Annotated in this window: 12 protein-coding genes; 10 read left to right on the forward strand and 2 right to left on the reverse strand. The window is 68.8% G+C overall.

What is annotated here, in order from left to right; all coding sequences use genetic code 11:
* Positions 1-3: 3 nt before the first annotated feature.
* On the forward strand, positions 4-393 hold the full coding sequence (locus tag ACIBB8_RS00630; RefSeq protein WP_398948205.1) for a peptidase inhibitor family I36 protein: 390 nt from the start codon (positions 4-6) through the stop codon (positions 391-393).
* Between the two features lie 56 nt (positions 394-449).
* Here ACIBB8_RS00630 and aceE read toward each other — a convergent pair whose 3' ends face one another.
* The gene (gene aceE / locus ACIBB8_RS00635; RefSeq protein ID WP_398948206.1) at positions 450-3182 is read right to left on the reverse strand and encodes a pyruvate dehydrogenase (acetyl-transferring), homodimeric type; all 2733 of its coding nucleotides are present in this window, start codon (positions 3180-3182) and stop codon (positions 450-452) included.
* 482 nt (positions 3183-3664) lie between these two features.
* Between aceE and ACIBB8_RS00640 the strand changes: the two genes are divergently transcribed.
* The 6 genes from ACIBB8_RS00640 (at position 3665) to ACIBB8_RS00665 (ending at position 8331) form a co-directional block, all read left to right on the forward strand.
* Complete coding sequence (locus ACIBB8_RS00640; RefSeq protein WP_037696857.1) at positions 3665-4102, forward strand: DUF3052 domain-containing protein; 438 nt, start codon at positions 3665-3667, stop codon at positions 4100-4102.
* Positions 4103-4277: 175 nt separating this feature from the next.
* The gene (locus ACIBB8_RS00645) at positions 4278-4736 is read left to right on the forward strand and encodes a peroxiredoxin (protein ID WP_398948207.1); all 459 of its coding nucleotides are present in this window, start codon (positions 4278-4280) and stop codon (positions 4734-4736) included.
* A 171-nt stretch (positions 4737-4907) separates the two neighbouring features.
* Positions 4908-5483, forward strand: coding sequence for a TerD family protein (locus ACIBB8_RS00650; RefSeq protein WP_398948208.1), 576 nt, complete (start codon positions 4908-4910; stop codon positions 5481-5483).
* Between the two features lie 180 nt (positions 5484-5663).
* Positions 5664-6239, forward strand: a complete 576-nt coding sequence (locus ACIBB8_RS00655; RefSeq protein WP_398948209.1) for a TerD family protein — start codon at positions 5664-5666, stop codon at positions 6237-6239.
* Between the two features lie 70 nt (positions 6240-6309).
* The gene (locus ACIBB8_RS00660; RefSeq protein ID WP_398948210.1) at positions 6310-7455 is read left to right on the forward strand and encodes a DUF475 domain-containing protein; all 1146 of its coding nucleotides are present in this window, start codon (positions 6310-6312) and stop codon (positions 7453-7455) included.
* Positions 7456-7596: 141 nt separating this feature from the next.
* Positions 7597-8331, forward strand: coding sequence for a Tellurium resistance (locus tag ACIBB8_RS00665; RefSeq protein WP_398948703.1), 735 nt, complete (start codon positions 7597-7599; stop codon positions 8329-8331).
* 73 nt (positions 8332-8404) lie between these two features.
* Here the strand turns inward: ACIBB8_RS00665 and ACIBB8_RS00670 are convergent, their stop codons facing one another.
* Positions 8405-9286 carry a TerD family protein gene (locus tag ACIBB8_RS00670; RefSeq protein WP_398948211.1) on the reverse strand — a complete coding sequence of 294 codons (882 nt, stop codon included), beginning with the start codon at positions 9284-9286 and terminating at the stop codon, positions 8405-8407.
* A gap of 219 nt (positions 9287-9505) precedes the next feature.
* Here ACIBB8_RS00670 and ACIBB8_RS00675 point away from each other — a divergent pair, with 219 nt between their 5' ends.
* Genes ACIBB8_RS00675 through ACIBB8_RS00685 form a run of 3 tightly spaced genes read left to right on the forward strand, consistent with a single transcriptional unit; the run spans position 9506 to position 14047 of the window.
* Positions 9506-10669, forward strand: a complete 1164-nt coding sequence (locus tag ACIBB8_RS00675) for an HpcH/HpaI aldolase/citrate lyase family protein (protein ID WP_398948212.1) — start codon at positions 9506-9508, stop codon at positions 10667-10669.
* Between the two features lie 10 nt (positions 10670-10679).
* Positions 10680-13178 (forward strand): phosphoribosyltransferase, encoded by a 2499-nt coding sequence (locus tag ACIBB8_RS00680; RefSeq protein ID WP_398948213.1) that lies wholly within the window; start codon positions 10680-10682, stop codon positions 13176-13178.
* Positions 13175-14047, forward strand: a complete 873-nt coding sequence (locus tag ACIBB8_RS00685; protein ID WP_398948214.1) for an HAD family hydrolase — start codon at positions 13175-13177, stop codon at positions 14045-14047. The genes ACIBB8_RS00680 and ACIBB8_RS00685 overlap by 4 nt, the downstream gene beginning before the upstream one ends.
* Positions 14048-14210 lie beyond the last annotated feature (163 nt).

A 14210-nucleotide genomic window follows, 5' to 3' on the forward strand; every position in this document is an offset into this window, starting at 1 on the left:
TCCATGCGTACGACCGTTCTTGCCGCCGCCCTGGCTGTCACAGCCCTGATTCCGCAGGCTGCGGCCCACACCGCGACCCCGCAGGCCGCGGCCCGCACCGCACCCGCCCGCCTCGGAGCCTGCGGAAGCGGTCAGCTCTGCCTCTGGGAGAAGCCGGACTTCACCGGCGCCCGGCAGGTCCACGAACTGTCCACCATCGACATCGAGAGCTGCGTCCCGCTGCCACCGGCCGGCCAGGCCCAGGCGCTCGCCAACCGCACCGGCCGGCCCGTCACCACCTACCAGTCGGCGGAGTGCGCCGAGACCGGCGAGTTCGAGACCTATCCGGGCGGTGGCACCTGGGTGCCGCAGTCCCCGTACCGGGTCAGGGCCTTCAAGGTCTGGGAGAACTGACGCCGAAGGGCGGCGGACCAAGAGGTCCGCCGCCCTTCGGATCTGTCCGGTCGTGCCTACGCTTCGCCGCCGGCCGCGCCGGGGTCGGCCGCAGTCACGTCCAGGAGCTCGTACCGGTCGATCGCCTGCTTCAGCAGCGAACGGTCGACCCGTCCCTCCTTCGCGAGCTCGGTGAGCACCGCGAGGACGATCGACTGCGCGTCGATGTGGAAGTACCGGCGGGCCGCGCCACGCGTGTCGGCGAAGCCGAAGCCGTCCGCACCCAGCGACTGGTACGCACCGGGAACCCAGCGCGCGATCTGGTCCGGCACCGAACGCATCCAGTCCGAGACCGCCACGAACGGGCCCTCGGAGCCGGAGAGCTTCCGGGTCACGTACGGGACGCGCTGCTCCTCCTCCGGGTGCAGCAGGTTGTACCGCTCCACCTCGACGGCCTCGCGGCGCAGCTCGTTCCAGGAGGTCGCCGACCAGACGTCCGCCTTCACGTTCCACTCGTCGGCGAGGATCCGCTGCGCCTCGACCGCCCACGGGACCGCCACACCGGACGCCATGATCTGGGCCGGGATCATGCCCTTCTCGCCGCTCCTGAAGCGGTAGACGCCCTTGAGGATGCCCTCGACGTCCACGTTCTCCGGCTCGGCCGGGTGCTGGATCGGCTCGTTGTAGACGGTGAGGTAGTAGAAGACGTCCTCGCTGTTCTCGCCGTACATCCTGCGCAGACCGTCCTTGACGATGTGCGCGATCTCGTACCCGAACGCCGGGTCGTACGCCACACAGCCCGGGTTCGTCGAGGCGAGCAGCTGCGAGTGGCCGTCCGCGTGCTGCAGACCCTCACCGGTCAGCGTCGTACGACCGGCGGTCGCACCCAGCACGAAGCCGCGCGCGAGCTGGTCGGCCATCTGCCAGAACTGGTCACCGGTGCGCTGGAAACCGAACATCGAGTAGAAGACGTACACCGGGATCAGCGGCTCGCCGTGCGTGGCGTACGCCGAACCCGCGGCGATCAGCGACGCCGTGCAGCCCGCCTCGGAGATGCCGTCGTGCAGCATCTGACCGGTCGGCGACTCCTTGTACGCGAGCAGCAGATCGCGGTCCACCGCCTCGTACTGCTGACCCAGCGGGTTGTAGATCTTCGCGCTCGGGAAGAACGCGTCCATACCGAAGGTGCGGTACTCGTCGGGCGCGATCAGCACGAAACGCTTGCCGATCTCCTTGTCCCGCATGAGGTCCTTCAGGATGCGGACGAACGCCATGGTCGTGGCGATCGACTGCTGACCCGTCCCCTTCTTCGCGGTCGCGTACGTCTTGTCCTCGGGGAGGACCAGCGGCTTCGCGCGCACCACACGGGTCGGGACGTAGCCGCCCAGACCCTTGCGGCGGTCGTGCATGTACTGGATCTCTTCCGAGTCGCGGCCCGGGTGGTAGTACGGCGGGTAGCCCTCGTCCAGCTGCTTGTCCGTGATCGGGATGTGCAGCCGGTCGCGGAACCGCTTGAGGTCCTCGACCGTGAGCTTCTTCATCTGGTGGGTCGCGTTGCGGCCCTCGAAGTTCGGACCCAGGGTCCAGCCCTTGACCGTCTGCGCGAGGATCACCGTCGGCTGGCCCTTGTGGGCCTTGGCCGCCGCGTACGCCGCGTAGACCTTCCTGTGGTCGTGACCGCCGCGGCCCAGGTGCAGGATCTGGTCGTCGGTCATGTCCTTGACCATGTCGCGCAGCCGCGGGTCGTCCCCGAAGAAGTGCTGACGGATGTACGCGCCCGACTCGGTGGCGTACGTCTGGAACTGGCCGTCCGGCGTGGTGTTCAGCTTGTTGACCAGGATGCCCGTGCGGTCCTGCGCCAGCAGCGGGTCCCAGGAGCGGTCCCAGACCAGCTTGATGACGTTCCAGCCGGCGCCGCGGAACTGCGACTCCAGCTCCTGGATGATCTTGCCGTTGCCGCGCACCGGACCGTCGAGACGCTGCAGGTTGCAGTTGACCACGAAGGTCAGGTTGTCCAGGCCCTCACGGGCGGCGATGGAGAGCTGGCCCAGCGACTCGGGCTCGTCCATCTCGCCGTCGCCCAGGTAGGCCCAGACGTGCGACCGGGAGGTGTCGGCGATGCCGCGCGCCTCCATGTAGCGGTTCATCCGGGCCTGGTAGATCGCGCCGAGCGGACCGAGGCCCATCGAGACGGTCGGGAACTCCCAGAAGTCCGGCATCAGCCGCGGGTGCGGGTAGCTGGACAGGCCGTTGGGCGCCTTCGACTTCTCCTGCCGGAAGGCGTCGAGCTGCGCCTCGTTCAGCCGGTCGAGCAGGAATGCGCGGGCGTAGATGCCGGGGGACGCGTGCCCCTGGAAGAAGATCTGGTCGCCCCCCAGACCGTCGTCCTTGCCCCGGAAGAAGTGGTTGAACCCCACGTCGTACAGCGAGGCGGAGGAGGCGAACGTGGCGATGTGACCGCCGACGCCGATACCCGGGCGCTGGGCGCGCGACACCATCACGGCCGCGTTCCAGCGGGTCGCGTTGAGGATCTTGCGCTCGATCTCCTCGTCGCCGGGGAAGAACGGCTCGTCCTTCGTGGCGATCGTGTTCACGTAGTCCGTACTGCGCATCTCCGGCACGGCGACGCGCTTCTCGCGCGCGCGCTCGATGAGCCGGAGCATCAGGTAGCGGGCCCGCTCACGGCCGCGCTCGTCGACGGCGGCGTCGAGTGAGTCGAGCCATTCCTGGGTCTCTTCGGGATCGAAGTCCGGGACCTGGCTCGGAAGGCCGCCAATGATGATCGGGTTGCGATCGGATCCGGAAGCCACGCTGTTCCTTCGCTGTTCGGTGCTGCTCTACGGGGCCTGGTTACGGGAGGCATGCCCCAGGGATGTATGCATGTACGCCAGCACCATCGTGTACCGCGACGGCGCGTACGTCATCTCTACCGAGGGGTAACCGCCAGGTGGGGAGACATCACGTGCCGGTGCGCCAGGGCGGCCCGGCAGACGGGTTGGATCAAACCGCAACCATACGCCCAACCCGTCCAAGCGTTCCCAAAGGCTGTTCGACTCCGATTGGCGGACCGAAACGGCATAAGCTGTGCAAGGACGTAAAGGGTGTGGACGGCCGTGTGGAGCCCAGTCAGGGACCTGCCGATCGTGCGGCGACGTGGCAGGGAACGTCACCGTTTAGGCGGTCTCGCACGCTGGGTACTTGCGCGATCCGCCGCGCCCGTGTGGACTACGGCCAACGCCCCGCGCACGCGCGTGGCTGAAGCATTTTCCGAAACATGATCAGGAGGCAACCCGTGAGCGCGACCGCGGACCACGCGGAGGAACGGACCAACTCGGCTGCACGGCTGGGGTTCGAGCCCGGACAGGTGGTCCAGGAGATCGGCTACGACGACGACGTCGAGCAGGAGCTCCGTGAGGGCATTGAGGCCACTACCGGCCAGGAACTCGTCGATGAGGACTACGACGACGTCGCTGACGTCGTCCTGCTGTGGTTCCGCGACGAGGACGGCGACCTTACGGACGCGCTGGTGGATGCCATTGGTCTGATCGACGAAGGCGGTGTGATCTGGCTGATGACGCCGAAGACCGGCCGTGAAGGCTACGTCGAACCGAGCGATATCAACGAGGCCGGCCAGACAGCCGGTCTTTCCCAGACCAAGAGCATCAATGCGGGCAAGGACTGGACGGGCAGCCGTCTGGTCACCCCGAAGTCGGCCAAAGCCAGGCGCTGAACCGCACTCACCAGGAGGCCCCCGCCGGTCGTGCACCTGCGGGGGCCTTCGCATGCCCGTACGCATGTCCCCCGCCCGCGGACGTCCCTGTCCGCAGGCCCGCCGAGGTCCCTGCGTAGGCTGGGAGTCCACCCGGACAGCCCAGCCCGGTGAAGCAGTGAAGGGACGCGTTTCCATGGCGATCGAGGTCGGTACCCAGGCCCCGGATTTCGAGCTGAAGGACAACCACGGCCGGACCGTGAAGCTCTCCGACTTCCGCGGCGAGAAGAACGTGGTGCTGCTGTTCTACCCGTTCGCCTTCACCGGCGTCTGCACGGGTGAGCTCTGCGCCCTCCGTGACGAACTGCCGCGGTTCCAGAACGACGACACGCAGCTGCTGGCCGTCTCCAACGACTCCATCCACACCCTGCGCGTCTTCGCCGAGCAGGAGGACCTCGAGTACCCGCTGGTCTCGGACTTCTGGCCGCACGGAGCGACCTCCCGGGCCTACGGCGTCTTCGACGAGGAGAAGGGCTGCGCGGTGCGCGGCACCTTCATCATCGACAAGGAGGGTGTGGTGCGCTGGACCGTCGTCAACGGCCTGCCGGACGCGCGCGACCTCAACGACTACATCAAGGCCCTCGACGCGGTCTGATCCGGTTCCGGACGATCCCGCGCCGGTGTTCCGGACGATCTCCCGGCGCCCCTCGGCCAAAAGCCTGCTTTGGCCGGGAACCGGTCACTAGGATCCAGTCGTTGATCCGATGCCAACGCAACGTGGAGGCGCCGGCAGTCGTCGGCCCCCAAGAAAACAATGGGAGGACTCGTGGGAGTCAGCCTCAGCAAGGGCGGCAACGTCTCGCTGACCAAGGCCGCGCCCAACCTGACCGCCGTCGTCGTCGGTCTGGGCTGGGATGCCCGTACCACCACCGGTGGAGACTTCGACCTCGACGCCAGCGCGCTGCTGACCAACGCCGAGGGCAAGGTCGGCAGCGACGGTAATTTTGTCTTCTTCAACAACCTCAAGAGCCCCGACGGCTCCGTCGAGCACACCGGTGACAACCTCACCGGTGAGGGCGAGGGCGACGACGAGGTCATCAAGGTGAACCTGGCCACAGTCCCGGCCGACGTCGACAAGATCGTCTTCCCGGTCTCGATCTACGAGGCCGAGACCCGCCAGCAGAGCTTCGGCCAGGTGCGCAACGCGTACATCCGCGTGGTCAACCAGGCGGACAACACTGAGCTCGCGCGGTACGACCTGAGCGAGGACGCCTCGACGGAGACCGCCATGGTCTTCGGCGAGCTGTACCGCAACGGCGCCGAGTGGAAGTTCCGCGCCATCGGCCAGGGCTACGCCTCGGGTCTGCGTGGCATCGCGCAGGACTTCGGCGTCAACGTCTGAGGTACGGCCCAGAGCGCGCGACCGGGCTGTTCCTGAGAGGGCACGGCCCGGGCCGCGCCCCCGGAGGTGTCCGGCCATGATCCGCCGTACACCCCCAGCACGTCCCTGTCCGGCGCCGCACCCCGTGCGGCGCCGGACGCGCTCAACAGACGGTTCATCGACTCGGGGAGGACTCACATCATGGGCGTCACGCTCGCCAAGGGAGGCAATGTCTCCCTCTCCAAGGCCGCACCCAACCTCACCCAGGTGCTCGTCGGCCTCGGCTGGGACGCACGATCCACCACGGGCGCCGACTTCGATCTCGACGCCAGCGCGCTGCTGTGCCAGTCGGGCCGGGTGCTCGGCGACGAATGGTTCGTCTTCTACAACAACCTCACGAGTCCGGACGGCTCCGTGGAACACACGGGCGACAACCTCACGGGCGAGGGCGAGGGCGACGACGAGTCGATCATCGTGAACCTCAACCAGGTCCCCGCCCACTGCGACAAGATCGTTTTTCCGGTCTCGATCCATGAGGCCGAGAATCGCGGCCAGACATTCGGCCAGGTCAGCAATGCGTTCATTCGCGTGGTGAATCAGGCGGACGGCCAGGAGCTCGCGCGCTACGACCTGAGCGAGGACGCCTCCACCGAGACCGCGATGATCTTCGGGGAACTTTACCGCTACAGCGGCGAGTGGAAGTTCCGTGCAGTGGGACAGGGGTACGCGTCGGGGTTGCGGGGCATCGCTCTAGACTTCGGGGTCAACGTTTCGTAAAGCCGCGCACAGCGGGGGAGCCCCGTACACATCCGGGGGAGACCCAGTTACATACACGATGGGGTAACCAGTGCTTCTGAAAACCTTCGGCTGGTCGTTCGCGATTACCGCGCTCGGCCTGGTCGCAGCGGTGCTCTACGGGGGGTGGGAAGCCTTCGGTGTGGTCGCGATTCTTTCCGTCCTCGAGATCTCGCTGTCCTTCGACAATGCGGTGGTCAACGCCGGGATCCTGAAGAAGATGAATGCCTTCTGGCAGAAGATCTTCCTCACGGTCGGTGTGCTCATCGCGGTCTTCGGTATGCGGCTGGTCTTCCCCGTCGTGATCGTGGCCATCACCGCCAAGATCGGGCCCATCGAGGCGGTCGATCTCTCGTTCAACCAGCCCGACCGCTACCAGCAACTGGTCACGGACGCCCACCCGGCGATCGCCGCCTTCGGTGGCATGTTCCTTCTGATGATCTTCCTCGACTTCATTTTCGAGGACCGTGACATCCAGTGGCTGCGCTGGATCGAGCGCCCGCTCGCCAAGCTCGGCAAGGTCGACATGCTGTCGGTCTGCATCGCGCTCATCGTGCTGCTGGTCTCGGCCATAACCTTCGCGACCCAGGCGCACCAGCACGGCGGCGCGCACGCGGACAAGGCAGAGACCGTCCTGCTTGCGGGTGTCGCGGGTCTGATCACGTACCTCATCGTCGGCGGTCTCTCCGGCTACTTCGAGAACAAGCTCGAGGAAGACGAGGAGCGCGAGCACGAGGCCGAGGAAGAGGCCAGGAAGACCGGCAAGAAGCTGTCCGCGGTGGCGCTCTCCGGTAAGGCCGCGTTCTTCATGTTCCTCTACCTCGAAGTCCTCGACGCGTCCTTCTCGTTCGACGGGGTCATCGGCGCCTTCGCCATCACCAACGAGATCGTGCTGATGGCCCTCGGCCTCGGCATCGGCGCCATGTACGTCCGGTCGCTCACCGTCTACCTGGTCCGCCAGGGCACCCTGGACGACTACGTCTACCTGGAGCACGGCGCGCACTACGCCATCGGCGCGCTGTCCGTCATCCTGCTCGTCACCATCCAGTACCAGATCAACGAGCTCATCACCGGTTCCGTCGGCGTCGTGCTGATCGGCTTGTCCTTCTGGTCCTCGGTCCGGCGCAACAAGGCACTGGAGGCCGGAGGCGGCGACGACAACTCAGGCTCCCCGGCGGAGGTGCCGTCCGGGGTGTGACCCGGTAGGGATTGAGGAACGCTCTCAGCGGGGCGGTCCGTACGGCGACGGTTCTCCGGGAACACCCGGAACCGGCCCGCGGGCCGCCCCGCAGTGATGCGTGCGGGGCCTGGGTACTACTGAGACATGTGGGGGTTGGGGATGGCGTTCTGGGACAGCCTGTGGCCGAGGCGGGAAGCACAGTTCGAGTCGGGCAACGCGGCGACCAACTCCATCGTGCTGTCCAAGCGGCACGCCACGGTCTCCCTGACCAAACAGGGTGCGCTGACCGGCAACCTCCGGGTCAACCTCTCCTGGCGGATGCGCACGTCCGACATCGAGGGCAGGTCGCGGCAGAGCGGCCGGCTGCTGCGGCCGTTCAAGCTCTTCCAGCCCGATGTGGTCCAGGCACACACCCAGGGTGTGGTCAACGTCGACCTGGACCTGGGCTGCATGTACGAGCTGAAGGACGGCACCAAAGGTGTGGTGCAGCCGCTCGGCAACCTGATCGGTGACCTGAACGCGCCGCCGTACATCAGGCTCAGCGGGGACGACCGCTTCGGCGCGCCGTCGGGGGAGACCGTGTACGTCAACCTCGACCAGCGGGACCAGATCAAGCGGCTGCTGTTCTTCGTCTACATCTACGACCAGACGCCGGCCTTCGACCGTACACACGCCAAGGTGACGCTCTACCCGGGCAACGGCCCGCGGATCGAGATCGAGCTCGACGAGCGGGCCCCGCAGGCGCGCTCGTGCGCCGTGTTCACCGTGGAGAACGTCAAGGGTGAGCTGATCGTGCGGCGCGAGGTGAAGTTCGTCTACGGCTTCCAGTCGGAGCTGGACCGGCTGTACGGCTGGGGAATGCAGTGGGGGCGCGGCTACAAGTCCCGGGCCTGAGAGCCTGTCGCTGACGTCCGCCCGATCAGAGGTCGCCCGGCAGGCTCTGAGCGGGCACCTGCCGCCTCGGCGGTCAGGAGCGGACGAACTGGGGGCCCTGCGGCGGCAGCACGAAATTCGGGTCCGGGGCCGGCGCGGCGGTCGCCGCGGGCTGCGGATAGCCGTATGCGGGCTGAGGAGCGGCCGACTGGGGGTAGCCGTAGGCGGGCTGAGGAGCGGGGGCGGCAGCCGCGGGCTGCGGGTAGCCGTACGCAGGCGGGGCGGCCGGGGCGACTGCGGGCTGCGGGTAGCCGTACGGGGGCTGCTGGTGCTGGACCGTGGCCTGCGAGTCGGGTCCGGGTGCCGGTGCCGGGGGAGACACCGGGGCGACCGTCGGCACTGCGGGGGCCGGATCGGGCTCGGCCGCGGCCTCCGCCTCGTCGACCGAGATGCCGAATGCGGTCGCGAGCCCGACCAGTCCGGTCGGGTAGCCCTGACCGACCGCCCGGAATTTCCAGCCATCGCCGCGCCGGTAGAGCTCACCGCAGATGATCGCGGTCTCCTCGCCGGTCTCCGGCCGTACATCGAACACGGCGAGCGGGTCGCCGTCCGCCGATGCCGCGTCGTAGAGAAGTATGCGGAGATCGTGGACCTGCTGGAAGGCGGCCCCGTCGGAGGAAGCGGCGACGACCACCTGTTCGACCGACGGGTCGAGCGCGCCCAGGTCGGCCTCGATGGTGTCGGTGAGCCCCGCGGCGACACTGCGCTTCGGCAGCCGTCGTACCAGGCCGGAGGGATGCCGGGGCTGGTTGTAGAACACGAAGTCCTCGTCCGAGCGCACACGGCCACCAGCGCCGAGGAGCAGGGCCGAGGCGTCCACATCGGGCACCCCGGCGCCCGGAGTCCAGCGCAGCACGGCCCGTACGGCCATGGCATCGAGGGGGACGTTCGAGCCCTTCAGCATCGCGTGCGTCATGCCGGTCATCCTGCCTGCTGGCTGCCTGCGCAGACAACGTGGGGGCCCGACCCATGTCTCGGCAGTGCGTCGGAACCACGTCCTCCGGACCCTGGGGAACCGTCGGGAAATGGACGAGTTACCCGAAATTCATGCACGTGGGGAACCCTCGACACCCGTCCGTACGTACTATTACCGGCCACGCCTTGTCCGGCTGATCCGGCAGTAGGGGGGAATCACATGCGTCATTTCGGGCACATCTCGCCCGCTGCGCGGGAAGGCCTGTTCTTTCAGCAGCCGTGCGAATTCGGTGCGGACTCCCCCGCCCGGATGCTTTCGGCCGCCCTCGGCGCCACCCTGTACTCCCCGGCCACCCGGCTGCGGCTCGCCGATGACGTCCTCAAGCAGGCCGGACGCGGTGTCGTCTCGATGGTGCTGTGCCTGGAGGACTCCATCGACGACTCCGAGGTGTTGGACGCCGAGGAGAACCTGGTCAGGCAGTTCCGCGACCTCGCTGCGCGCGGCGCCGAGGTGCCGCTGCTCTTCATCCGGGTCCGCGAACCGGAGCAGATAACGGACCTGGTGCAGCGGCTCGGCAGCTCCGTCCGATTGTTGTCCGGTTTTGTACTTCCGAAGTTCACGGAAGAGCGTGGTCTTCCGTTCATGGAGGCGCTCACCAAGGCCGAGACGGCCGGGGGACAGCGCCTGTTCGCGATGCCCGTTCTCGAATCGCCCGAGCTGCTGCACCTGGAGACCCGCGCGGCGGCGCTCCGGGGAATCGTCCGCACCGTCAACACGTACCGGGACCGGGTGCTCGCCCTGCGGCTCGGGGTCACCGACTTCTGCTCGGCGTACGGACTGCGCAGGGCGCCCGACATGACGGCGTACGACGTCCAGCTCGTCGCCGCGGTCATAGCCGATGTCGTCAATGTGCTGGGCCGGTCGGACGGGACGGGCTTCACGATCACCGGACCGGTGTGGGAGTACTTCCGGCTCCAGGAGCGCATGTTCAAGCCGCAGCTGCGCCGCAGCCCCTTCCTGGAGGGTCGCGCCGAGGAGCTGCGCACGACATTGATCGAGCACGACCTGGACGGCCTGCTGCGGGAGATCGAGCTCGACCGGGCCAACGGGCTGCTCGGCAAGACCTGCATCCACCCGTCGCACGTCGCGCCGGTGCACGCACTGTCCGTGGTCAGTCACGAGGAGTTCAGCGACGCACAGGACATCCTGCGGCCGGAGCGGGGCGGTGGCGGAGTGATGCGTTCCGCGTACACGAACAAGATGAATGAAGTGAAGCCGCACCGTGCCTGGGCCGAGCGCACCCTGCAGCGGGCCGAGGTCTTCGGCGTCGCGAAGGAAGACGTCGGCTTCGTGGATCTGCTGGCCGCGGGGCTCGCGGAATGAGCGCGTCTCGATGAGCGAACGCGCAGCAAGGAAAGAGACGGCGAACGTGGTGTGGTCGGGTAGCTGGGTGGCGGAGCGGCTGGGCGTCGAGCTCGTCGGCAACGGAAAGCCCGAGGGCGACGGGGAGCTCCGGGAACTGCTGGGTCTCGCCCTGCGCCGCAACCCCAAGCGGGCCCATCTGCTCGTCTCCAATGTGCTGGGCAAGCATGTGCCGCAGCGACCCTCCGTGGTGTACGGCGCGGGGTTCGAGCTCGGCCTGAGCGTGCGCGCGCTCCTCGGGGAGGCGGAGGCCCGCCGGGCGGTGGTGCTCGGGTACGCGGAGACGGCCACCGGTCTCGGCCACGCGGTCGCCGACGGACTGGGCGTGGTCCCGTACCTCCACTCGACCCGGCGTCCGGTCGAGGGCGTGGCCCGGGCGGGCGGCTTCGAGGAGTCGCACTCGCACGCGACGTCGCATCTGCTGCTGCCGGAGGACCCCGCCTTGCTGGCGCGCGGGAGCGGGGCGCCGCTCGTGCTGGTGGACGACGAGTTCTCCACGGGCAACACCGTGCTCAACACGATCCGCGCGCTGCACGAGCTGTACCCGCGCGACCGCTACGTCATCGTGGCTCTGGTGGACATGCGGTCGGCGGCCGACCGCGAACGGCTGACCGGGTTCGCCGCCGAGATCGGCGCCCGCGTCGACCTGGTGGCCAGGGGCACGGGCACGGTCCGGCTCCCGGACGGCGTTCTGGAGAAGGGCCAGGCCCTGGTCGCCGCCCACGAGTCGGAGCGGGAACACGCCCGGGCCGGCGCGGCAGGACCCGGCAGCCCGTGCACCCGGGTGGAGCTTGAGTGGCCCGCCGGCGTGCCCGACGGCGGACGGCACGGCTTCACCTCCGCCCACCGCGAGACGCTCGAATCGGCCCTCCCCGCCATGGCTGCCCGCATCGCCGGCGCCCTGGGCGGTGAAGCCCGCCGCATACTCGTCCTCGGCTTCGAGGAGCTGATGTACGCACCGCTCCGACTGGGCACCGCCCTGGAGGAGCACACCGACGCCGAGGTGCGCTACTCGACCACCACACGGTCCCCCGTCCTCGCCGTGAACGACCCCGGCTACGCGATACGCAGCCGGCTGGTCTTCCCGGCCCACGACAACCCGGCCGACGGCCCTGGCGTCCGCTACGCGTACAACGTCGCGGACGCCGGTTTCGACGCCGTGGTCGTCGTCGTCGACTCCGCCGCCGACACCCCGGAACTGCATGCCCCGGGCGGCCTGCTGGCGGAACTCGCCGCGCACACCTCCCACGTCCTGCTGGCCGTCGTCCCCTCGTACGTCCCCCCGTCGTCCGCCCCCTCCACCGCCTCCGAACGGCAGGAACCTCCCATGCTGTCCGAGCCCCTCCGCGGCCCAGCCTTCTCCTCCTACGCGCCGGAAGAAGTCGGCTGGCTGCTCCAGGACCTCTCGGACACCGAGCTGGAGGCTCCCACCGAGGAGCGCGAGGAGGCGATACAGAGCGGCGGCGCGCACTACGCCGAGTCGCTGCCCGTCGAGTACCAGCCGTCGGCCGAGTACCAGGACCTGTTCAAGGCGGCCCTGGACCTGTCGGCGGCCCGCATCGCGCGGGCCGTCGGAACCGTCACCGAGACGGTCCTCGCCGAGCGCACCCCCCGCCCCGTCCTGGTCTCCCTCGCGCGGGCCGGTACCCCGGTCGGCGTGCTGATGCGCCGCTGGGCCCAGCACCGTCACGGGCTCGATCTGCCGCACTACGCCGTCTCCATCGTGCGCGGCCGGGGCATCGACGCGAACGCCCTGCGCTGGCTGGCCGCCCACCACGACCCCGCCGACGTCGTCTTCGTCGACGGTTGGACCGGCAAGGGCGCCATCACCCGCGAACTGGCCGCCGCACTGGAGGAGTTCGACGGCTTCGACCCCGAGATCGCGGTCCTGGCCGACCCCGGCGGCTGCGTCCGCACCTACGGCACCCGCGAGGACTTCCTCATCCCGTCTGCCTGCCTCAACTCCACTGTCTCCGGGCTGATCTCCCGTACCGTCCTCCGGTCCGACCTGGTCGGACCCCATGACTTCCACGGCGCGAAGTTCTACCGGGAACTCGCGGAAGCCGATGTGTCCGGCGACTTCCTCGACATCGTCGCCGCCCACTTCGACCAGGTCGTCGAGGCCGTGGACGCCGAGGTCAAGGAGCTGCTCACGGCCGACCGCGCCCCCACCTGGGAGGGCTGGGCGGCCGTCGAGCGCATCAGCGAGGACTACGGCATCCACGATGTGAACCTGGTCAAGCCGGGGGTCGGCGAGACCACCCGCGTACTGCTGCGACGCGTCCCCTGGAAGATCCTCGCCAAGCGCGGCGCCGGTGCCGACCTCGAACACATCCGGCTGCTGGCAGAGCAGCGCGGCGTGCCGGTCGAGGAGGTCGACGGTCTCCCGTACACCTGCGTCGGACTGATCCACCCGAAGTACACCCGCGGAGCGACGGGCGCGGACGGCAAGGCGGTGGCGTCACAGTGACCCGCCCGGCCACTACGACCACCCCGATCACCCCGACCGCCCCGACCGCCCCTGTGACACTGGTCGCCAGCGACCTCGACCGCACCCTCATCTATTCGACGGCGGCACTCCAGCTCGCCATGCCCGACGCGGACGCCCCCCGGCTGCTCTGCGTCGAGGTGTACGGGAACAAGCCGCTCTCCTACATGACGGAGACGGCCGCCGCACTCGTCGACGAACTGGCCCGCGCCACGGTCTTCGTACCCACGACCACCCGCACCCGGGAGCAGTACCACCGCATCCAGTTCCCCGGCCCCGAACCGAAGTTCGCCATCTGTGCCAACGGCGGACACCTCCTGGTCGACGGCGTCTCCGATCCCGACTGGCAGGACCGGGTGGCCCGCCGGCTGGCCGACGAGTGCGCCTCGCTCGCCGAGGTCCGCGCCCACCTCGTGGCCGCCGCCGACCCTGCCTGGCTGCTGAAGGAACGAGTCGCCGAGGACCTCTTCGCCTATCTCGTCGTCGAACGCTCGCTGCTGCCCACGGACTGGCTGCAGGAACTGGCCGAGTGGGCGGAGCCCCGCGGCTGGACCGTGTCCCTCCAGGGCCGCAAGATCTACGCCGTGCCCAAGCCGCTCACCAAGAGCGCCGCGATGCACGAGGTCGCCCGCCGTGCCGGCGCCACGCTCACCCTCGCCGCCGGCGACTCGCTCCTCGACGCCGATCTGCTCCTCGCCGCCGACCTCGCCTGGCGTCCGGGCCACGGCGAACTCGCCGACACCGGCTGGAGTGCCCCGCACGTCGACGTCCTGACGGAACGTGGTGTGGCGGCGGGCGAGGAGATCCTCCGCCGATTCATCCGGGCTTCCGTCCCCCGGCGCGGTCTCTGAACCCTGCGCGGCCGTCACCGAACAGCTGCACCGGTGCGCGGAGCAACACGTCGACGCGATCTTCGACAAGCCCGGACCGACAGGGAACAGTGGCTGGCAGCCGCCGCGTTCCCGCCGTACTCCGGTACTCGGGGACCTGACCAGCCTGCCCGGCAGGCACGAA

It is taken from the genome of Streptomyces sp. NPDC051286 (genome assembly GCF_044455345.1).
Lineage (GTDB): Bacteria > Actinomycetota > Actinomycetes > Streptomycetales > Streptomycetaceae > Streptomyces.